Source organism: Fictibacillus sp. NRS-1165 (assembly GCF_050468105.1).
Taxonomy (GTDB): domain Bacteria; phylum Bacillota; class Bacilli; order Bacillales; family Fictibacillaceae; genus Fictibacillus_C; species Fictibacillus_C terrinigri.
The window spans coordinates 58,281-79,425 of the sequence record NZ_JBDPNU010000029.1 but is presented as its reverse complement, the minus strand read 5'-3'; the positions used below and the strand labels follow the sequence as shown (position 1 = coordinate 79,425).

General features: G+C 42.9%; 23 protein-coding genes. 9 read left to right on the top strand and 14 right to left on the bottom strand.

Annotated features, from left to right (window positions below; all coding sequences use genetic code 11):
- Position 1: 1 nt before the first annotated feature.
- On the top strand, positions 2-148 hold the full coding sequence (locus ABHN01_RS14685; RefSeq protein ID WP_429876158.1) for a hypothetical protein: 147 nt from the start codon (positions 2-4) through the stop codon (positions 146-148).
- Between the two features lie 46 nt (positions 149-194).
- On the opposite strand, the gene ABHN01_RS14680 is transcribed toward ABHN01_RS14685, so the two are convergent.
- The gene (locus ABHN01_RS14680; RefSeq protein WP_429876157.1) at positions 195-1,289 is read right to left on the bottom strand and encodes a polysaccharide deacetylase family protein; all 1,095 of its coding nucleotides are present in this window, start codon (positions 1,287-1,289) and stop codon (positions 195-197) included.
- 132 nt (positions 1,290-1,421) lie between these two features.
- On the bottom strand, positions 1,422-1,691 hold the full coding sequence (locus tag ABHN01_RS14675) for an atypical membrane-integrating protein (Mistic protein) (RefSeq protein ID WP_429876156.1): 270 nt from the start codon (positions 1,689-1,691) through the stop codon (positions 1,422-1,424).
- Positions 1,692-1,834: 143 nt separating this feature from the next.
- Here ABHN01_RS14675 and ABHN01_RS14670 point away from each other — a divergent pair, with 143 nt between their 5' ends.
- Entirely contained in the window at positions 1,835-2,065 is a 231-nt protein-coding gene (locus ABHN01_RS14670) for a CotD family spore coat protein (RefSeq protein ID WP_429876155.1), read from the top strand.
- A gap of 225 nt (positions 2,066-2,290) precedes the next feature.
- A complete protein-coding gene (locus ABHN01_RS14665; protein WP_429876154.1) occupies positions 2,291-3,136 on the top strand; it encodes a YitT family protein in 846 nt (281 codons plus the stop codon).
- A gap of 60 nt (positions 3,137-3,196) precedes the next feature.
- Here the strand turns inward: ABHN01_RS14665 and ABHN01_RS14660 are convergent, their stop codons facing one another.
- From ABHN01_RS14660 to ABHN01_RS14635, 6 genes are all read right to left on the bottom strand, one after another.
- Complete coding sequence (locus ABHN01_RS14660; protein WP_429876153.1) at positions 3,197-4,060, bottom strand: Cof-type HAD-IIB family hydrolase; 864 nt, start codon at positions 4,058-4,060, stop codon at positions 3,197-3,199.
- Positions 4,061-4,070: 10 nt separating this feature from the next.
- Positions 4,071-4,826 carry a DeoR/GlpR family DNA-binding transcription regulator gene (locus tag ABHN01_RS14655; protein ID WP_429876152.1) on the bottom strand — a complete coding sequence of 252 codons (756 nt, stop codon included), beginning with the start codon at positions 4,824-4,826 and terminating at the stop codon, positions 4,071-4,073.
- 123 nt (positions 4,827-4,949) lie between these two features.
- A complete protein-coding gene (locus ABHN01_RS14650) occupies positions 4,950-5,489 on the bottom strand; it encodes a flavodoxin family protein (protein WP_429876185.1) in 540 nt (179 codons plus the stop codon).
- A gap of 86 nt (positions 5,490-5,575) precedes the next feature.
- A complete protein-coding gene (locus ABHN01_RS14645) occupies positions 5,576-5,875 on the bottom strand; it encodes a hypothetical protein (protein WP_429876151.1) in 300 nt (99 codons plus the stop codon).
- Positions 5,876-6,003: 128 nt separating this feature from the next.
- Positions 6,004-6,420, bottom strand: coding sequence for a MerR family transcriptional regulator (locus ABHN01_RS14640; RefSeq protein ID WP_429876150.1), 417 nt, complete (start codon positions 6,418-6,420; stop codon positions 6,004-6,006).
- 468 nt (positions 6,421-6,888) lie between these two features.
- A complete protein-coding gene (locus ABHN01_RS14635; RefSeq protein WP_429876149.1) occupies positions 6,889-8,553 on the bottom strand; it encodes a serine hydrolase in 1,665 nt (554 codons plus the stop codon).
- A gap of 296 nt (positions 8,554-8,849) precedes the next feature.
- Between ABHN01_RS14635 and ABHN01_RS14630 the strand changes: the two genes are divergently transcribed.
- Both ABHN01_RS14630 and ABHN01_RS14625 read left to right on the top strand, forming a co-directional pair.
- Positions 8,850-9,272, top strand: coding sequence for a hypothetical protein (locus ABHN01_RS14630; protein ID WP_429876148.1), 423 nt, complete (start codon positions 8,850-8,852; stop codon positions 9,270-9,272).
- A gap of 13 nt (positions 9,273-9,285) precedes the next feature.
- Positions 9,286-11,151, top strand: coding sequence for an anti-sigma-I factor RsgI family protein (locus ABHN01_RS14625; protein WP_429876147.1), 1,866 nt, complete (start codon positions 9,286-9,288; stop codon positions 11,149-11,151).
- A gap of 40 nt (positions 11,152-11,191) precedes the next feature.
- Here the strand turns inward: ABHN01_RS14625 and ABHN01_RS14620 are convergent, their stop codons facing one another.
- Positions 11,192-12,280, bottom strand: a complete 1,089-nt coding sequence (locus ABHN01_RS14620; protein WP_429876146.1) for a CotH kinase family protein — start codon at positions 12,278-12,280, stop codon at positions 11,192-11,194.
- Between the two features lie 211 nt (positions 12,281-12,491).
- Between ABHN01_RS14620 and ABHN01_RS14615 the strand changes: the two genes are divergently transcribed.
- The 3 genes from ABHN01_RS14615 (at position 12,492) to ABHN01_RS14605 (ending at position 14,914) form a co-directional block, all read left to right on the top strand.
- Complete coding sequence (locus ABHN01_RS14615; RefSeq protein ID WP_429876145.1) at positions 12,492-12,761, top strand: hypothetical protein; 270 nt, start codon at positions 12,492-12,494, stop codon at positions 12,759-12,761.
- A 230-nt stretch (positions 12,762-12,991) separates the two neighbouring features.
- Positions 12,992-14,020, top strand: coding sequence for a hypothetical protein (locus ABHN01_RS14610; protein WP_429876144.1), 1,029 nt, complete (start codon positions 12,992-12,994; stop codon positions 14,018-14,020).
- A gap of 114 nt (positions 14,021-14,134) precedes the next feature.
- Entirely contained in the window at positions 14,135-14,914 is a 780-nt protein-coding gene (locus ABHN01_RS14605; protein WP_429876143.1) for a potassium channel family protein, read from the top strand.
- Positions 14,915-14,932: 18 nt separating this feature from the next.
- Here the strand turns inward: ABHN01_RS14605 and ABHN01_RS14600 are convergent, their stop codons facing one another.
- From ABHN01_RS14600 to ABHN01_RS14590, 3 genes are all read right to left on the bottom strand, one after another.
- Entirely contained in the window at positions 14,933-15,340 is a 408-nt protein-coding gene (locus ABHN01_RS14600) for a YugN-like family protein (RefSeq protein WP_429876142.1), read from the bottom strand.
- A gap of 94 nt (positions 15,341-15,434) precedes the next feature.
- Entirely contained in the window at positions 15,435-16,784 is a 1,350-nt protein-coding gene (locus ABHN01_RS14595; protein ID WP_429876141.1) for a glucose-6-phosphate isomerase, read from the bottom strand.
- A 166-nt stretch (positions 16,785-16,950) separates the two neighbouring features.
- A complete protein-coding gene (locus ABHN01_RS14590) occupies positions 16,951-18,114 on the bottom strand; it encodes an iron-containing alcohol dehydrogenase (protein WP_429876140.1) in 1,164 nt (387 codons plus the stop codon).
- Between the two features lie 241 nt (positions 18,115-18,355).
- Between ABHN01_RS14590 and ABHN01_RS14585 the strand changes: the two genes are divergently transcribed.
- A complete protein-coding gene (locus ABHN01_RS14585) occupies positions 18,356-18,592 on the top strand; it encodes a DUF378 domain-containing protein (protein WP_290398522.1) in 237 nt (78 codons plus the stop codon).
- A 54-nt stretch (positions 18,593-18,646) separates the two neighbouring features.
- Here ABHN01_RS14585 and yugI read toward each other — a convergent pair whose 3' ends face one another.
- Complete coding sequence (gene yugI / locus ABHN01_RS14580) at positions 18,647-19,045, bottom strand: S1 domain-containing post-transcriptional regulator GSP13 (protein WP_053357353.1); 399 nt, start codon at positions 19,043-19,045, stop codon at positions 18,647-18,649.
- 184 nt (positions 19,046-19,229) lie between these two features.
- On the bottom strand, positions 19,230-20,612 hold the full coding sequence (locus ABHN01_RS14575) for a class II fumarate hydratase (RefSeq protein ID WP_429876139.1): 1,383 nt from the start codon (positions 20,610-20,612) through the stop codon (positions 19,230-19,232).
- Between the last annotated feature and the right edge of the window lie 533 nt (positions 20,613-21,145).

Below are 21,145 nucleotides of genomic sequence, written 5' to 3'. Positions count from 1 at the left end.
GATGAAACAGTTTGATTTGGCTCATTTAACGAGTGAGCAAAAAGCAAAACTGGATCAGATGGAGAAAGAACTGGATGTCGTATTGATCGCTTGGGACAGGCAAGGGAAGGCAGACAACATCCAGCAAAACAATAATTTTGACATCTAAAAAACCCTTCGCATGAAGGGTTTTTTCATTGGTGCCAGGCACCATTTCAAGAAACATGAAAAGTCACAGGCTTCATGGCAGGCTCGATGCGTTTGAATTGATACCTGTTTTTCATAAGGTACTCCAGAAGCTTTGGAAGGCTTTCCAACGTTTCTTTCCTTTCGTGCAGCAGGATGACAACGGGTTCTTTACGATGTTCCATGTTTTTTATCTGAACGATGGAATATTCCACATACTGCGGGCTTCGGAACGACCAGTCCTTGCTGTCGATGGTCCAGTCCCACAGCTGATAACCGTGCTCTCTTACTGCATCCTGGTATGCTGGCTTCATATAAGGTGCACTGCCGTATGGCGTCCGAATAAGAACGGACTTTTTGCCCGTGATCTTCTGAAGCGCCAAATTATCCTGATCCATTTCCTGAACGACGGTTTCTTTTGTGCGGTAGATCTTTTTGGGATCATGGGAAACACCGTGGAGGCCAAGAGCCTGTCCTTCTTGATCCATCCGTTTAACGGCCTCGGGGAACCTTAAGATGTTCGGTTCCAGCATAAAAAACGTGGCTTTTGCTTGGAACTGGTTCAATATATCCAAGATCCCTCCCGATACATGGGAAGGGCCATCATCAAATGTTAAATAGACTGTTTTTCGTTCAGAAGGATCGATTTGTTTTTGCTTCGTTTCTGATTTATGTACAGCCGGAGCAATTGCGGCTTTTTTCGTTTTTTTGTTTTCTATCTTTATTTTCTTTGGTGTTTTTAGCTTCTTTACTGAAGTTTCATTCTTTTCTTGGATGTTATTTGTCTCTTTTTGTGACTGTGTAGCGGTTGATATGTGGGCGGTTGTCTTCTTGGCTATTTGAATCTCCGCGCCTGCATTGGCAGCTGTAGCAGTTTTCTCTTTCGGCTTTTTGGTTTCATTGGCGGTTTTTGGATGAGATGAATGCGATGCCGGCGTTTTCTGAGAATATGGCTTTTTCTTTATTTCCTCTTTATGCTGCTTTCCCATGGCCTCGTTTGCTTTAATTTTGTTCACATGCCATGTTCCGAAAATCACAAACAACGTTACTAAAGACAACACTAATAAAACCGCAGCTTCTCTTTTGCCGGCCTTTTGTCTTGCTTCCCCTATAGATTCTCTCACCGTTTCCTCACCTTATCTTTACATAACTTTTATACTCTCTCAGTATAAAGGTTTTTTTGTAAGAAAAGGTAAAAAAATAGAAAATTTTATAAAAATAGTAATAATTCCCCCGATGTATGCAAGATCATACGATTAGTCTTTCGCATCCTGGTCTGCCTGTTCATCGTCAATAGGCAGGAAGGACAAAACTTCTTTCACAATAGCATTAATTTTCCCGTCTATAAAAGAAGAACCGAACTTCTCTTTAGCCTTCTCAATCTCTTGCTGCACTTCTTTTTCGAACTGGATCAAAGGGACATCTTCTTCTGCTTCATTGTATAGGTCAATCATCGCTTCGAGCCCTTCCTGCATGCGGTCAATGGCATCACTATAGAGCTTCTTGCTTTTTTTGTTGAGCTTCATATTTTATCACCCGTTCTCATTATCTCCGTTTTTTTATGCCTAAATCCTTTTTTCTAGACATGTACCCTGTCCGTTTCCGGCATTCTTCATAAATTGAAAAGTGAGTAATGGCTAAACTTAAATTATAAAGGAGAGAACGTTTAATGTATCATTACGGTTATGGCTGTCATCATCCACGTGTTATTGTTCACCCTACCCAGTGCTGTGTTCAGCAGCACTTCTACACCGAAGAGGTGGTTCACGTCCATCCTGTGCAGATCCAGCATGTCAATCACCTGCTGTATCAGCACGTTCATGAATATCCTGTCTCCCAATATGAAACCTGCCAGGTTCATCACCAAAACATTCAATGCGGCGCCCCTCCTTGTTGCTGATCTGATCACTTTTCTGCCTGTGAAACCAAAGGTTCACAGGTTCTTTATATAAAAAGAGAAGAAGTGTTGAAACTCCAATCACACCGTGATATATTGATTTCTTGAATAAGCCTGACACCCGGCAAACAGCCAGGCTAAATTGGACGGTTGAATGAGCCAACCCTTGTGGTTGGTTTATTTGCTTGAATGGATTTTCACTGTGAAAGGGGGATTAATCATTAACACATGAAAAGCTATATTAAAGAATTCATCTTAATTATTGTTGGGTCATTCTTTTTCTCTCTTGGCGTAAACTGCTTCGCCATTCCAAATGAATTGGGGGAAGGCGGGGTCACCGGTATCTCCATGATCTTATACTACCTCTTCTCCTGGTCGCCAAGTTACACGAACTTTATTATGAATGGCATCCTTTTAGTGATCGGGTATAAGCTCCTTAACAAGCGAGTGACACTGTATACGGTCTTCTGCATTGTTTTCACATCGGTTTTCCTTCATATGACAGAAGGATTAGGCTCACCCGTTAAGGATACGATTCTCGCTTCCGTGTTTGCCGGTATCTTTATTGGAATAGGTCTCGGGCTGGTACTACGATCAGGGGGGACCACCGGAGGTTCGACCATACTTGCTCGAATGGCAAACCAGTATCTGGGCTGGAGCATCAGTGGTTCCATGCTCGGGTTTGACCTGTTGGTCGTACTGAGCTCGTATTTTGTCATCGGAGCACAGAACACGATGTATACCGTCATCTCCATTTACATCTCTACAAAAGTGCTTGATTACATTATTGAAGGCTTCGATACCCGTAAAGCGGTCACAATCATCTCCCAGCAGGCTGATGAAATTGCAAAAAAGGTAAACGACGACATGGACAGAGGTGTGACTGTGTTTTCGGCTCATGGGAGCTATACAAAGGAATCAAAAGAAATCTTATATGTAGTAATCAATAAACAAGAATTGTTTGAGATAAAAAAAATAGTGCATCGCATTGACGAAAAAGCCTTTGTCGTCATCCATGATGTCCGTGATGTCTTCGGGGAAGGATTCACTTTTCCAAAAACAGAGGTTTCCTGAGAACAAAAAAAGGCCTGCCGTTACGCCCAAAGAGGTTACGCCGGCAGTCCTTTTTGTTTGTTATACCGCTTGTTTGAGAATAAATTCTCTGATCGCATGAGCCACTCCATGCTGATCATTTTCCAATGTAGTAAAATGGCAAATTTCTTTAATTTCAGGCAGGGCATTACCCATTGCTATGCTCGTGCCCGCAAATTTCATCATCGGCCAGTCATTCAAGTTGTCCCCAATCGCAACTGTGTCCTGGTAGGGTATGCTAAAATGATCCGCCATTCCTTTTAATCCATTTCCCTTATTGGCCATTTCATGGTTGATTTCAAGATTGTGTTCTGCTGAACTCGTAATAGAAAGCCCTGTATATGCTAAAGCCGATTTTCGGATTTCCGCGAGTTTATCCAACGAATATGAGAACGGAAGAATTTTATTAATGGCCAGGTCATCTGTCCATATATCCCGGAAGGAAGAGATCGGAACTTGACCAAACTGCACCAGGTAGCCTTGAGCGGCTTTCCACAATTCTTCTGAGTTGATCTCCGGATTTGCTGATTTAACCATATCTATTTCAACCTGAACCCCTTTTTCTCCGAAATTCGGGGTATAGATTCCTTTATTCGTATGAAGATGGTAAAAAACGTTCATTTCTTCCAGTTGAGAGAGGATATTGAAGGCCGGTTCCTTTTGAAGGGGATGAGCCTGCACAATTTCCCCTTTATCATATAGGACAGCTCCATTGGCACCAATCACCGGGCATTCTAGACCTGCTTTCTCAAGAAGATTCAAAACATCTTCCACTGCACGGCCCGTACAGATGGCTACGATATTGCCTTGAGCCTGAGCCTCTTTAATGGCCCGCACGTTTTCGCTGCTGATAAACCCCTCCCTCATCAACAGTGTTCCGTCAAGATCGATTGCGATTAATTTCATGTTGTCCTCCTTACAGAATTATTGTTTCTACATCAGATTGTTCAAATAATGCCGTTAAATGGCGGTCGATTTCCTGGTCCGTCACTAAAATGTCAATGTCCTCCAGCCCGCACACCTTCTGAAAATAACTGCGGTTGAATTTCGTAGAATCAGCCAGTACGATGACTTGATCAGAACGCTTGATCATTTCCTTCAATAAAAAACCTTCTTCCTCAAAAGGAATGGTCAGCCCGTTTGAGGAGATGCCGCATGCTCCAAGAAAGAGTTTGTTGACCCTCATATCAGATAGATGCTGAATCGTTCTTGCTCCATAAATGGACCGGTGTTCATTGTTCAGCACCCCCCCAAGCATGTGGATCGACACGTTACCTTTACGGGACAGGATTCCTGCGATATCAATAGAGTTTGTTACGACTACATTACGATCAGTATTTATATTCTCAGCCAAATATTGCACTGTGGTGGATACATCCAGGAGAAGGTGGTCTCCATCCTGGATAAGGCCAGCGGCAAATTTCCCGATTTGTTTTTTTGCCTCAGAATCTTTTTTCAGGCGCTGATCGTAGTTAAATACTTCATGATAAAGAATTGGAAACTTCGCACCGCCCCTTGTTCGGACAATTTTTCCTTCTTCCTCAAGTTTTACCAAATCTCTCCTTGCCGTATCTCTGGAAACCTTATTCATTCTGCATATCGTTTCCATATCCACACGGTCATGCTGTTTTATATAGTTAACGATGGCTTCCATCCGTTCATCCTGATACATCTCTTTTTCACCCCTCGCTAAGTAATTATAAGTATTTCTAAGTATTGTTGCAATATTTTATGCAAAACCAAAAAAAAAATAAGCAAAAGTGATGCAAATCTTCACTTTTGCTTACATCTGCTTTTATTGAAGAGAAGAGAAGGCTTGATTCCAGCGCCTTGCGTCTCCAACCGCCTGTTGATCTGTTTCAATATCATGTGGTGCATTAGCTGTTCCAATCATATAATCTGCAAAGGACATACCCATAAAATCGAAAATATGCTGAAATTGCTGAATTAACGGCAATGCCTTAATCTTCGGCTGATCTCCACCGCATGTAACAACATAGACCTTCTTTTGGCTCATTTTCTTTTTAAATTCAAAACGGCTGTCCCGAAGGCTCTGTGACCAGCGATCTACAAAGTTTTTCATAAGCCCAGACATGCCGTACCAATAAACCGGGGTGGAAAAAATCAAAATATCATGTTCAAGCACCTTATCAATCACTTCGTCATAATCATCCGCTACAGGCTGAAAGCCCCCGTCCGCGTGCCTTAAGTCATCAATGGGCGTTATCTTTTTATCTTTTAAAATAATTGGAGTATATTCGATACCCTCAAGTGCAATTTCCGTCAGCTGCTGGGTATTTCCATCGATCCTGGAGCTGCCTATGATCGCTGCAATTTTCATTCCAATCCCACCCTTATAATAGTATTTTTCTGTATCATACAAGAGATTCCATGGTCCTGCCCAGCAACTGAACTTCAAGGTTATCGAAAATGTTCTTTTTTACGCTGTTTTGCTTTAAACGCACACCAAGAATTTCTGGAAGCTGCATAACTTCCAATGGCTGCATAGCCGTAAAAAAAGCCCATAACGATCCCAGCGATTAAATCCTGCCGGTGACTATAAAAAATGGATAGCACAAGACCGATCACCAGAGCTGCTGTCGGTATTAATGCCCTGGGCAGAGGGGTGAAAAGCTTAACGAGCTGCGTCAGGATCAGAACGATGGGAACAGCGAGCACTCCGTCCCAAAAATTGGTATGAATAACTGGAAAGACTTCCATGCGCGGTTCCTCTCTTTTTCTAAAGTACCCACAGTATGACCAATCTTTCAAAGGTGAAAACATACAAAAACAGGTGCCAGGCACCACGATTACACAAGTGTGTAATTGCGGTGCCTGGCACCTAGCCCTTAAACCTTTAACAAGCTTTCGACTTTTTGGATGAGGTCTTTCAATTCATTCTGAAAGGACTTCATCTTTTCCATTTTGTCCTCAAGCATATTTCGCTGTTCTTTAAGCCCTACCGCAATTTCTTCAAGTTCAGATTGCTTGAAGGTCTTGTCCCTTGACGTTTCATATTGCACTTTATGCTCCAGCACACGTCCTTTAATGCTAAGAAAATGCTGAAGTTCCTGTAAAGAAAAGCCGAGCACTTCCTTCGCATCCACAACTCGCTTCAACTGTTCAATGTCCTCTTCGGTGTATAGACGGACTTGTCCGTCGCTTCGCTCTGGAGGCTGTATGAGGCCGATCTCCTCATAGTAACGGATGGCCCTTTTTGTTATCCCCGTCATCTTTGCTGCTTCATCAATCTTTATCCAGTTCACCCTGATCACTCCCTATTATAAAGTATACATTTATGGTTACGTTAACGTCAACGTAACTAGAGGGGCAATATGCTGATACGGTGAGGAGTAAAGAGGTTTGTTCCTTGTTGAAATTGATGCGTTTGGTGAGTAAAGCGTGTCGAACCGCGAGTAAATGCCCCAAACCCGTGAGTAACGCACCCGCACAGTGAAGATTAGCCCCAAAACCACCTCAATTACCTCCTAATTACCTAATCAGGAATTGAAAAGACAATTTTTAAAAGAAAAACCTCAAGGATGAGCTTCCTGAACCATAAATTTGTTCCTATTTATCATAAAACCATTGAAAGATCAACCAAATTAAGATGGTTTGCACCTGCCACACGAAGATCAGCCAGTAAACCGCCTCTATTTGCATCTTTTTCCCTTTCCTGCAAACCGATTCCAAAATAAAAGAACCGCCAAAAGGGCGGTTCTGGTTAATTTCTATTAATAGTTTCGTTCCGACCATTGATTTTCTGTTATGGTGCTTTGAATTTTCTTTCCGGATGAGTTCATTGCCTTCACATCTTTTACATACCAGCCGCGGCCGTTGACAGAAGCATCTGTTTTATAAACAAAACGGACAAATTTAGAATTTTCCGGAAGAAATGCCGTCTGCTGCTTCCAACCATCACTTTTTCCTGTAAACGCCATATCCGTCTTTTGCCATGTCTTGCCGTCTGAAGATGCTTCAACGGTTCCGTTATCACTGTTCTTTTCAATCTCATACCAGGTGTGGAAGCTGATGCTTTCAGCAGGTTCACTTAGTTCAAAAACAACAGGACAGGTAATCGAGTCGCCGTAGCCAGCAAACCGTGCTTTTTCATTTCGTTTCAATGGAACAGGAATCGAGTCAGCAGCAGAACGCGCCACTTCCCGGCGTACAGGATTTAATGACGGAGTATTGCGCGTTGGATGAACGCGGTTGGTCAGAGTTAGAACGATCATCTTGTTTTTTTGGCTGACAACCATCGTCGTACCGGTAAAGCCCGTATGGCCTAGAGTCGCCGTATCCGATAGAGCATCCATGTACCAGCCTTGATCCAGCTCCCACCCCAGCCCATGGGAGTTGGAAGGAAACTGCGGAAGCTGATTTTCTTGAAGGAGTTCGACAGTAGATGGCTTTAGAATCCTCTTATGTCCATACTTTCCGTTTTGAAGCATCATATGAGCAAACACCGCCAGATCGTGTGCGGAGGAAAAGACGCCTGCATGGCCGGCAACACCATCAAGCGACCAGGCATTCTCATCATGTACCTCTCCCCATACGATGCCCCGGTTAATATATGGTTCATATTCTGTAGCTGCAATACGGGGTTTTAGGTAGGCCGGCGGATTGTACATCGTGTCTCGCATCTTCAGCGGACCCGTAATTACTTCTTTAACGTATTGATCCAGACTTTTTCCTGAAAGCCTTTCGACAAGAACACCCAGTGTAATCATATTCAGGTCACTATATGTATAGGTTGTTCCGGGTGCATTCTTTAATGGGTGAGTCAGCGCAATATGGAGACGTTCCTCTCTGTTGCTTCCCATCTTATATAAGGGAATGAACGGCTCAAAGCCGGAAGTATGTGTAAGAAGCTGGCGGATCGTCACGCTTTCCTTTCCGTTTTCCTTAAACTCAGGAATGTAGTCAGCCACTCGGTCATCCAGTTTAAATTTACCTTGTTCATACAGCTTCATTGCCGCTGTTGCCGTAAAGATTTTACTGATGGATGCCAGGTCAAAAATGGTATTTTTTGTAATCGGAACCGGATGCTCCATTTCTGTGAATTGATTATCCGTATAACGGGCGGCATAACCGTAAGCCTCCCATTTCGCAATTGAACCTTTCCTGGCAATTAATACAACACCGCCAGGGATCATCTTTGTTCCCATCGCTTTGTTCATCGTTGTGTCGATGCTGCTCAGTGATTCCGGGTGGAGCCCTGCACTTCTCGGGGTACCATTATGAATGACCGGTGAAGAGGAGCCCGGATGATTCCAGTCACCTCGCTGTTCATGATCCTGCTTTTCGCTTTGCGCCTTAGCCATCGCAGGCGTTCCTGCAGTTAAAGCAAGATTTATCCCTAATAAAATGGCTGCCGGCTGTTTCCATCTTCTTAACATTGCTTCTCCTCCGTTTTCAGAAAATTCAATTCATTAACTAAAGGGTAGCACGTTACACTGAAAAAGCCATGCCACTAAGGTCCTGATCTATATTTTTCCATTTCCTATTTTCCCATAACTTTTTCAATTACAAGACTTTCAACCAAGCACATTTACTAGACTTTATCCCCCCTCACAAATGAATAAAGCATGACTATTGCACCTGTTTTTTTCTTTACTTCCATACTATAATCTGATAGTTAATATTTTCTAAATATATGTTTATAGACAGGAAACGGAGAAATGGAGGGTGTTTAATGATCAGATGGCTTAAAAGAAAGAAATTCATTTCAAATGCATATATATCGCCAAACGATAGGAACCCCATTGATTCCCGTTCCTCAGCAGCAGCTCGTCTGGAGCCAAAATCCATTTCACCTGACAAAGAAGTTGAACATTATAACAGCAGGCTTTTGCAATTTGGCATTGATATCTGTCAGATGCCTAGGTGGACACCCCCGACAACGAATACTAGAAAAGAAGCCTTCATCATCGCATCATACATAGCAAACGACATTGAACTACGATCATTTTTTCTTAACAAAAGAAGTCTGCCCACCTCCCAGCTTTTAAAAAAGTTTCAAAAGAAGAGCATCACTCGATATGCCCCCTATATTATCGCTACAGCTCTTATCGTGATTGAAGACTATCATAATCTTAAAGGCTATTTGCCAGAATAGGAGGCCCCTTTCGATGACTAAGGGAATTGTGGTAGAAGTTAAACGCCGCCATTTAATCGTTCTGTCAGAGGGCGGCATTTTTCGCAAAGTTAAAGTTTCAAACAGACAATATAGTGTTGGCAGTGATATATACTTGCCGAACGAATCGGAAAAACAACGGGCGTTCCTGCTCCCCGCCATTAGATGGAAAACAGCGACAGTGTTTGTGATGGCCCTGATCTTGTTACTTTTCCAATTTGCTCCTTATACAGGACAAGGTGTCTATGCCTATGTAGGGATTGAAATGAACCCAAGCATTGAGCTCGAAATCGATGATGACATGCTCGTACAGAATATTAATGCTTATAATGCTGATGGAAAAAAAATTGTGGCGATACTCGAAGATTGGAAGAATCAGCCGATCGAGAAAGTTACAGAAAAGATATTTGAGATCTGCAGAGCAAAAGGATTTATTAAACCGAATCAGGAAGTCATCGTTACAACCACCATTAACAAAGATGTTTCAAAAAAAATACAGCGAAAGATCGAGCAAAAAATTAATTCTTTGATGGAAAAGAAAGCACAGGAAAATCAAATTGATATGACCTCATTAATTATGTCATATCAAGAGCGTAAACAAGCGAAAAAAATTGGCGTTTCACCCGGAAAATACGCGATTTTCATGGCTGCAAAAGAGGCAGGCATCCATATTACAAAGGCCGATATTAAACTAAAAAGCATTCAGGAACTGTCAGAAGTAGTGGGATCGATTAGCGACCTTCTCTCAACGGCACAATCGAATGAATATCACCGCGTTGCCGTTTATGTTCATATTGAACCTGCTGCAGGACAAACAACTGCCATTCCAAAAACGGTCAACGATGACTCTTTGACAATTGTCGCTGATCCAGCCATCGTAAAAGCTGCAGAGCCGATACCGGTCGTAAACGAGCCTGGTGCTCCTTCTGGAAGTTCAGACCAAAAAACTTCACCTGCATCAAGCAGCACGCCTCCCCCTTATGCAGGAAATGTAAAAGCACCAGCAGATGAAGTAAAATCAAATGGAGACGGACAGGCCACAACACCTTCTGCTCAGCCTTCGAGTTCCGTTTCAGTGCCAGAAAGAGCAGCGCCATCTCCAGCATCAGCAAACGAGACTGCCAAACCGGCTGAACCTGTGCCTGCCCCGGTTTCAAGCTCTAAGCCGGATGCAATAATACCAGCAGCAACAGAGAAAGAGAGCGGCGAACCTGCTCCTCCTCCAGCAAAAGAAGAAATTAAAAAGCCTGCTGCTGCTGTTCCGGTGAAAGAAAAAGAAGAAACAAAACCAGAAGAAAAATGCAATAAAGAGGAAAACCAGAATACGGACTCAGCAAAACATGGGGGCACTGATACAAAAACGGATCGTTCTGCTTCAACTGTTCCTGCAAATGGAAGTGCTGATTCCACAGTAACCAAAACATCTGACGAATCGCCGTCTAAAGAATCAGGACAGGAAGAAAGTCAAAGAAAACCAACTACATCGTCTGAAGATACATCCTCCCCTGAAGCGGAGGTTCCTGAAACTTCTCCTTCAACAGAAAAAATCAGGACTGCAGGTCCAGACGAACTGTCTTCATCGGATGAAACACCGTTACCTGATTCAGAGGACAGATTTGCTCCATCCGTTGATTCACCGCATGAAGAACCGCTTGCAGCAAATGAAACACCAGTGGCTCAGGATGAAACAGTCCCGGCTTCCGAGACGAATATGACAGAGAAGGCGGCAAAAGAACAGGCGGATTCAAGTGTAAGTAAAGAATATCATTCCGCTGATGACACGGTAGAGCATACTGAAGAAGTTGCAAGAGGAAAATCCTTTGAAACTGAAAGCCCTGTGTTGATCACGACCGCCGCTTAAAAGAAAATCCTGCCTGAACATTTTGTTCAGCAGGATTTTTTTATTGAAGGCGTGTTAGCCGTTCCTTTAAATAGCGATTTCTGCTCTTTATAAAATCTAAAATAAAATCGGGCTCATCATCAAAAAGAGAAAGTGACCGATGCTTATAAGGATCTTTCACGAGGTAAGGCCGCAAATTTTTATGCAGTTGAAAGATTTTCTGCTCTAAAGCCCTGCATGTAAACGCGTCTTCCAGCACTTCTTCCATGATTTGCTTATATTGGCGCTTGAATGGACGATGAAGTAAAAGCCGTGCCGTCAGTGAGTTATAGCCTTCAATTGGGACGTACCTGTTTCCCATGATATCCCCGTGGATATCCCTTCCCCAGGTTGCATCATAATCCCATGGCAGAATCTCAAAGCGGCCAGAATCACCGTTTTTATATAAAGCATAATTATGGATAAATCCATCAAAATTTTGTGTACATACGGCACCTGCGAGCCACTTAAAATATTGCTCCACGTCCAGAAGTTTTTCTATTTTGAGGGGAAAATCGTTTTCTGAGGCGGTAAGAATACACTTCATAAGTTTCCGCAGATTATTGAAGGAGTGGTCCTGATCATATTTTATTTCATAACCTGCAGTTATTGAACGCTTTTTCCTTTTCGTTGTGGGGTTATACTTGGAGAAGTTGGCATTTTCTGAAATGGCATAATAGATACTGCCCTCAGGCAGCCCTCTCTTTCTTAAAAATCTTTTATCCACCGACTCCAGCGCTAGATATATACCTTGATAAAGGTTGTTGATATAGAGGACGATATAATCGGCCTCAGGAGATAGCACACCGATCTCACGAAAGAAATCAAGGGAAAGCTTATTTCTCATCAGGGATGGATCTACATACTCTGCGTTCAAATGAATTTTTACTGCCCCATTAAAATCTTGTTTTTTTGAAAACTCAAGATCGTAGGATTTTTTAGGAAAGGACAAGATATGCGCACCCCTGAACTTTACTTTGGTGCTCCACGTTGTCCCGCCTGTTTTGATCTTCCCCTTAACAGGCTGCTTCGCCCACTTTCCTTTTTCAATGGTCTTTGCTCCTTTAATGGGAACTTTAAGGTAATATTTCGGTATCTCCTTATACTGCATTCCATCAGCCTCTTTCCCGTTTTACTTTATCTCTATGACAAAAAGAGCGGCACCGCTACAACCCAATTTTGTAAAAGTGGCATTTAATCTAAACGGATGTCCAAGCATAACGCAAAAACTTACGTACAATATTTTTGAAAAGAGGTTACAAGAGAATTCTTTTCACCTAAATAAAGTACGGGAGGTCTATTCATGGGCAGCGTATGGCATAATGATCCATCTGAAAGCTCCAGCGAATGTTCAAGCAAACATTCAAAGAAACGTTCCAGCTCAAGTTCCAGCTCAAGCACACATAAAAAGAAACATTCAAAACGTTCCAGCTCAAGCTCAAGTAAACACAAACATTCAAGCAAACGTTCAAGCTCAAGCTCGAGCTCAAGTTCAAGTAGAAGATCTGGTAAGAGATCTGGCCGCAGAAGCAGCAGCAGCAGCAGCAGTAGCAGCAGTCATCGATCACACAGAAGGAATCGAAAGATCGTGATTAAAGCGAACAAAGTGATTGTAAAACAAAAACGCAGTTCCAGCTCCGATTCCTGCCATTAAAAAAAACAGATAGGGCAATTGCTCTATCTGTTTTTTATGTCGATGGTAGGCAATAGCTGTTTTTTCATAGAAAGAGGCACTTGTACCATCGCCGATAGGTGCTTGTTTACATATATTTTTACTATGTAACAACAAAAATCAATCTACAGTTCTGAAAGGAGAACATGAATGTCTGACTTTGATATGGAATCATTGGTTGGCAAAAACATCTATGTGAACAAAGGGGGACCGGAAGCCAAGTCAGGAAAGTTGCTTCACATGGGCTATAACTATGTTGTTGTAGGTGCAGATAATAATGAAGGGTGCGTTTACTATGCGACCCATCACTTAAAGAGCTTTGGGGAAGCCGTCCAAAATGACAACAATCAACAGCAAAACGGCAATGAATACTCAAACCAAAACTCAAACCAAAACCAAACTTGGGAGTACTTCACACCTTCCTGCTTTTCCGCGATTATGGATAACATGATTGGCGAATACATCCAGATCAACCGCGGGGGCCCTGAATGTGGAAAAGGGAAACTGCTCGACAGCACTTACGATTATGTGGTCCTATCTAGTGACAACGACGGTGTCGTCTATTTTAATACCAAGCATATAAAAAGCATAAGTGTGGTTCAGCAGAACCAGCAATCAGATGATGACGGAGACGGTGAAAATGATTCTGAATCCGGCTCAGAGAGCGGAAAGTCTTCTGGAAAGTCTTCTGGCAAATCCTCTGGTAAATCTTCAGGCCAAACATCTGGAAAAAGCAGCGGAAAACAATGGTGGGAGCAACAAGATGAGAGCGGCTCTCAAAACCAAGCCGAGCAAGATCCTGAATACTTTAGAGAGTATGGCTTTAAAGATTTATTTGAACGCCTCAAATATAAAAAAGTTAAAATCAACCGCGGCGGTCCGGATTGTGTTGAAGGTATGCTGACAGATTACGTCGGCGGCTATGTCTGTGTGTATGGCGACAATGTCATTCACCGTATTCTTCCGCGTCATATTAAAAGCCTAAGCTTAAGCTATAACAACAACAACAATAATAACAATAATAACAACAATAACAACAATAACAATAAGGACAACAACAAAGATAACAACAAGGATAACGACAAGAACAAGAACAAGGACAAGGACAAGAATAACGACAAGAACAAGGACAAAAACAAGAACAATAAATCAGGTAAATCTAGCAAGTCTGGCAAGTAATCTCAAAAGCCCTTCAGAAACTCTTCTGAGGGCTTTACTCGTTTGCAGATTTCGATGTTTTGCTCAATTTTTTCTGGGACATACTTGTACTATCATGTTTGTAGGATGTGCTCTATGAAATTTGAAGAATTCTTTTTTTCATACCTGCGGCTCCCTATGCTGATTCGCTTATTCAGCATCATCGGATCCCTGATGATTCTTTTCGGTGTCCTCATTCATTTTTTAGAGCCGAAAAACTTTCCAACCGTATTTGTAGGAATCTATTGGGCGGTCATGACAGCGGCAACCGTTGGTTTTGGGGATTTTGTTCCCAGATCCTTTAGCGGCCGGTTTATCGCCATCCTTCTTGTTTTTTTGGGAGGATCTTTTATCGCTTTTTTTACCGTTCATGCGGCGTCAGCTGTTATTAAAAGCCAAAATAAATATAAAGAAGGGAAACTCATGTTTAACGGAACAGGACATCTATGTATTGTCGGATGGAATGAACGGGCAAAGCAGACCATCAGTACTCTATCACAAGAACAGGACTCATTCACCATCATGATCATTGATTCGTCACTGAATGAAAATCCATTGTCCAATCAAGGGGTATTTTTTATAAAAGGCAGCCCCGCTAAGGACGAGACGTGGGAGAAGGCTAACATTAAAGAGGCAAAGGCTGTTCTTTTGACAGCTGACCAAAATATGAAAGAAGCTGAAGCGGATATGCACACCATCCTATCCATTATTACAGTTAAAGGGCTTAATCCTTCCGTTCATGTGATGGCTGAAATATTGACACCGGAACAGCATAACAACAGCATGAGAGCCGGTGCCGATGAATTGATAAATACAACAAATCTTGCCAGTAACTGCATGGCTCAAATTAGTTTCCAATCGATGAGAAAAGGGTAAGGAACGGTTCCTTACCCTTTAGTCAGCTAACAATTGGGACTCTGTTTTTTCAATCAGTTTTTTGCCGATGCCGATCCATTTCTCATCGATTGATGCATCCGGATTCTGAGGCTCTGAGAACTGGTTTAAGCTTCCTGACAGGTTTCCTGCACTGACATTGTCATCGAGACCGATCTGATATTTGTGAGCGAGGAGGAACGGTTCTCCCAAGGTCACCATCGCTCCATCGTCACCGATTTCCTTTTCATACGCCGTAAACGGCACTCTGACGAATGTATAGCCGACTTCATCATCCAGTTTGTAATCAAAGTAGCCGTGGTCATAATCCCAGTTGCCTCCGATTGTATAACCAATCTGCTTAAGCTTATCCTCCAGTTCATTAAACGCAAACACTTCATTCTCCAGCTTGCTTTGTAACGGAATCATTCTTATCTCCTTTATTGGTAACGGTTTACCTTTTATCATCCCCCAAAAGCATAAAAAATAAAGCCCCTGCCCTGTGGGCTAGGAGCTTTATGATTTAAAGACGTTTTTCAAGTTCTTCCTTTTCTTTTTCAAAACCAGGTTTACCGAGAAGCGCAAACATGTTTTTCTTATAGGCTTCAACCCCTGGCTGATCGAATGGATTTACTCCAAGAAGATAGCCGCTGATGGCACAAGCCTTTTCAAAGAAATACACCAGATATCCGAAATGATACGGTGTCATTTCCGGAATGTTCACGATCAAGTTCGGCACGCCGCCATCCGTATGCGCAAGCAATGTCCCCTGGAACGCTTTCTTGTTCACAAAGTCCATGGTTTGTCCTGCAAGGAAGTTCAGCTTATCCAGGTTTTGATCGTCTTCCTCGATCGTCATTTCTTCACGTGCCTTCTCGACATTCAGGACAGTTTCAAACAAATCACGGCGTCCCTCCTGCACATATTGGCCCATGGAGTGCAGATCCGTTGAAAAGTCAACAGATGCTGGATAGATGCCTTTGTTGTCTTTCCCTTCACTTTCACCATACAGCTGTTTCCACCATTCGGAAACATAATGAAGGTTCGGTTCATAGTTCACCATCAATTCGATCGTTTTACCTTTATTGTAAAGCGCGTTACGAGCAGCTGCATATTGGTAAGCTTCATTTTCGGCAAGGTTCGGATTGGAATAATCCTTGCTCGCATCTGCCGCTCCGCTCATCATTTCTTCGATGTTTACACCGCTGACTGCGATCGGAAGAAGCCCTACCGCTGTTAGCACGGAATAGCGTCCGCCTACATCATCAGGAATCACAAAGCTTTCGTAGCCTTCTTCATCTGCCAGTGTTTTTAATGCACCTTTTGCACGGTCAGTTGTGGCATAGATACGTTTTCGTGCTTCTTCTTTGCCATACTTCTCTTCAAGGAACTTGCGGAAAATACGAAACGCAATGGCAGGTTCAGTCGTTGTTCCAGATTTAGAGATCACGTTTACGGAAACATCTTTGCCCTCTAATACATGAAACAAGTCTTTAACATACGTAGAAGAGATGTTTTGCCCTGCAAAGATAACCTGCGGGGTTTTGCGTTCTTCTTTAGAAAGCAGATTGTAGAACGAGTGATTGAGCATTTCAATTGCCGCACGGGCTCCTAAGTAAGATCCGCCGATACCAATCACGATCAGCACATCAGAATCACTTTTGATTTTTTCGGCACTTTTTTGTATACGCGCAAATTCTTCCTTATCATAGGCTGTCGGAAGATCGACCCATCCTAAAAAGTCGCTTCCAGCACCAGTTTTATCATGGATTTGCTCGTGTGCTGCTTTTACTAATGCAGATAAATTAGATACTTCATGCTCACCTAAGAAAGGCAAAGCCTTGCTGTAATCAAAATGCAGTTTATTGGCCATGTTTAAACGCCTCCGTTTTTTGTTCTGGTTTCTTTTACTTTAACCAAATAAAAAATGTTAATCAAGAAAACGGCCGCTTGAAAACGTTTACTCCAAGTAGTCGTAATATTTAGAAAAAATGCGAATCCTCTGAATAAAAAAAGAGAGGGAACTCCCCTCTTTTTCCTTATAGAGACATACGAAGAATTTCGAGTACATCCTTTTTATTCAACTTTTTAAAATTACCGAATTCACCATTTGCCATGGCTTTGTCTGCAATGAGATCAAGCTTTGAATCGTCGATGTCATAGTCTGCAAGCCGATGAGGTGCACCGATAGAAGTCCAGAATGCAGAAAGCTTGTCAATTCCTTCGAGCGCAACTTCACGGTCTGATCTGCCTTGTGGATCTACGTTAAACACACGGACAGCTAATTGCTTCAAGCGTTCAGGTCCTTGATCAAGCACGTGGCGAAGCAGGTTCGGGAACAGGATCGCTAATCCGCCGGCATGAGGAATGTCATAAACGGCCGAGACTGCATGCTCAAGATTATGAGTCGCCCAGTCACCTTTTACCCCCATAGCAATCATTCCGTTCAGTGCCATTGTCCCGTTATAAAGAATCGTTTCACGCAAATCATAATTTTCAAGATCATCTACTAATTTAGGAGCTGCTTCCATAACCGTTTTAAGGATGGATTCAGCAAAACGGTCTTGAAGGTGTGCATTCTCTGTATGGTTAAGGTACGTTTCAAGAACGTGAGACATCATATCCACCATTCCGTAGACCGTATGGTCTTTTGGCACTGTAAATGTATTCACTGGGTCAAGAATAGAGAACTTAGGGAACACCAGCGGGCTTCCCCATCCATATTTTTCATTCGTTTCCCAGTTTGTGATAACAGAACCAGCGTTCATCTCAGAGCCTGTAGCGGCCAGGGTAAGAACCGTACCGAACGGAATCGCATCTTTAGGAGTGGCTTTTTTGGTTACAAAATCCCAAACGTCCCCATCGTATTTGGCTCCTGCTGCGATCGCCTTAGTGCAGTCAATAACACTTCCTCCGCCCACTGCAAGGATGAATTCAACATTGTTCTCTTTGCAGATCTCAATCCCTTTTTTAACCGTAGTCAATCTGGGATTTGGTTCTACACCGGATAATTCATGAACTTCAGCACCCATTTTTTTTAGCTCGCCGGTTACTTGATCGTAAAGTCCGCTCCGTTTAATGCTTCCGCCCCCATAAACAAGCAGTACTTTTTTCCCGTAGGGTTCCATTTCAGAAGATAACTGGCTAAGCTGCCCTTTACCGAAAACTAATCTTGTCGGATTATAGTACGTAAATGAATTCATTTATTTTTTCCTCCTTCATTTCCAATACTTCGTTAGTATTATCTATCAGATGGAAATTAAAAGTAAAGAAATCGGCTTAAAGCACTGATAGCTTCGCAAAACTTAAACAAACATTTGAACAAACATTAAATTTCATAGGGAACGACGTTTATGTTTAAGTGGAAGGTGGAAATGTATAATCCTAACAGAAAGATGTCATCCTATTACTGCTATCTATTTAATCCCTAAGGGAGGTAATGCCATGAATGGATTACAGCGCACGGCATTAGCATTAGTTATCATTGGTGCCATTAACTGGGGTCTTATCGGTTTCTTCCAATTCGACTTGGTGGCGGCGGTCTTCGGCGGACAAGATGCAGCTCTTTCCCGCATTGTTTACGGGCTGGTTGGATTATCCGGCTTATACTGCCTGACTCTCCTTTTCAAACCGTCACATGAAGTTGAACGAGAAGACAGCATTGAAACCAACCGCGTGTAATATGTACGTTGAAATATAAAAAAGGTTCTTCCTCTAAGGGAAGAACCTTTTTTATTACTTCTTAAGGCGTTTGTTCAGTTGAGCTTGACGGTCTGTAGACTCTTTCAACCACTCTTTAAGTTTAGCTTCAAGTGTGTTAAAGCCTTTGGAAGAATCTTGAGCCGCTTGCTTCTTCGGTGCAGGACGGCGCTCCTTTTTAGGAGCTTGTGCCGGAGCTTCCTGAGTTTGACGGATGGACAAAGAGATCTTCTTAGAATCCTCGTCAACAGAAAGGATTTTAACCTGAACAACATCCCCCACTTTTAATACGTCGTTAATATCTTTAACAAAGCTATGAGAAACCTCAGAGATATGAACTAATCCCTGAACTTCGTCGTTTAAAGCGACGAAAGCACCAAACGGTTTAATTCCTGTTACTTTACCTTCAACGATGCTACCAACTTCAAAATTCATGAAAACACTCCTAACTATTTTTTAACCTATTAAGTATAACACATACAGGAAATAAAATAAAACGAATGAAACAGGATAAAACCTCCTGCCCATGCCTGTTTCCGCGCAAATAGGGCATAAGAATGACATTTGCATCATTCCCATACCCATATTTGCATGAAATGGAAACTTTTTTTACAAAAAATCAGACTAATTTCTCCGGATTTAACAAAGCTTCTGCTTGTTCTTCGGTCACATATCCTTTTTCTACAGCTACTTCTTTTACTGTTTTGCCCGATTGATAGCTTTCCTTTGCTACTTCTGCCGCTTTTTCATATCCTATTCTTGGATTTAATGCGGTAGCTATCGCCAGGCTTTGTTCCATCAATTCGTTAATACGGCCTTCATTCGCTTCAAGGCCGCTGAGACAGCGTTCGGCAAAGACCGTCATCCCCGAAGACAGAATGGTGATCGAATGAAGAAGGTTGAAGCCGATGACCGGCATCATGACATTAATCTCAAGCTGGCTGCCAATCCCGGCTGTAGTAATGCATGTATCATTGCCGATGACCTGGGCACAGATCATATACATGTTTTCAAGAATCACGGGATTTACTTTTCCAGGCATGATGGATGAACCCGGCTGAACAGCAGGCAGGATAAGCTCTGCTATTCCTGTCCGTGGTCCTGAGCTAAGGAGACGCAGGTCAGAGGAAATTTTAATCAGATGGATCGCTAGCTCTTTTAGATGGCTGCTGATCTGGATGGCCGCCCCGTTATTCTGCATGAATCGGAAGCGGTCCGTCGGGTTTCTGAACGGCAGGCCGGTTCTGTCGGCAACCTCCTTGATCGCGCGGTCCGCATATTCAGGGTGGGCGTTGATTCCCGTGCCTACTGCATTTCCCCCAAGTCCGATCTCAAAGAGGAAAGGCTCACTCTGTTTGAAGGCCTCATATACTTTTTGCAGGCTTTCCGCATATCCCCCAAATGAGTGTCCGAGCCGCATCGGAACAGCATCCTGCAAGTGGGTTCTTCCTGATTTGATGATATGGTGAAATTCCGCCTGCTTATTCCTCAGCGCAATTATCGTTTCCTCGAGCGCCGGATAAAGCTTCTCATACAGTTCCTGTGCTGCTGCGATATTGATGGCAACATGGATCGTATCATTGGTAGACTGGGCCATGTTTACATGATCGTTCGGATGGACCTTGCTCCAATCTCCTTTTGAACCGCCGAGAAGCTCAGAAGCACGGCTGGCGATTACCTCATTGGCGTTCATATTCTGTGATGTTCCTGCTCCAGCCTGATAAGCATCAACGACAAACTGATCTTTCAGTTTGCCTTCCATAATTTCCTCTGCTGCTTGAACAATGGCATTGGCTCGTTTTTCATCGAGCTCTCCGCAGTCCCGGTTGGCTGCAGCTGCGCTCGCTTTGATGATCGCCTGTGCCCTAACAAAAGCAAAAGGCAATGCTTGCCCGCTGATCGGGAAATTCTCCACCGCCCGCTGGGTCTGGGCCCCATAGTATGCCTCCTTGGGCACCTTCACTTCTCCTAGCGTATCCTTCGCTATCCGATATTCTGTCATCCTTGGCACATCTCCTTTCTGTTATCGGTACCTGGCACCACGATTACAAACATGTCAAAAAGGGGTGCCAGGCACCGTAATCCAGGCACCATAATCTACACATTCTCTGTATTCCCTTTTTTCCTTCTTTTATGGTTTAACTTTTGGGGAGCTGTCCATAATGATAAGGCAGCATTCAATATTCCCCCTTTTTCTTTTGACAGGCATGCCACCACATGCCTGTCTTTTTTGTCTTTTCTTGCATCGCAGAAAATAAAAAAAGCCTCCTAAACACAGAGACCTTGTACAGCAATACAAATCATTCAGAAGCCGCCCGGTTCGTCCTGTTCTTATGTAAGGAGATGACCCTGGCAGGAAATTTATTAATTTTTCGGTGCTCAGTCCTGAAACCGGCTTTTTTTTGTTTCATGAAAGTCGCTTTTGAAATGGGGCGGGGACGGGACCACGAAATAGACTCCGGGTTTCTCCAGGAATCATGGGTGATCAGCTCAGTTTTATAATAATAGCAATTCCCGCTTAAGTATTCTTCACAT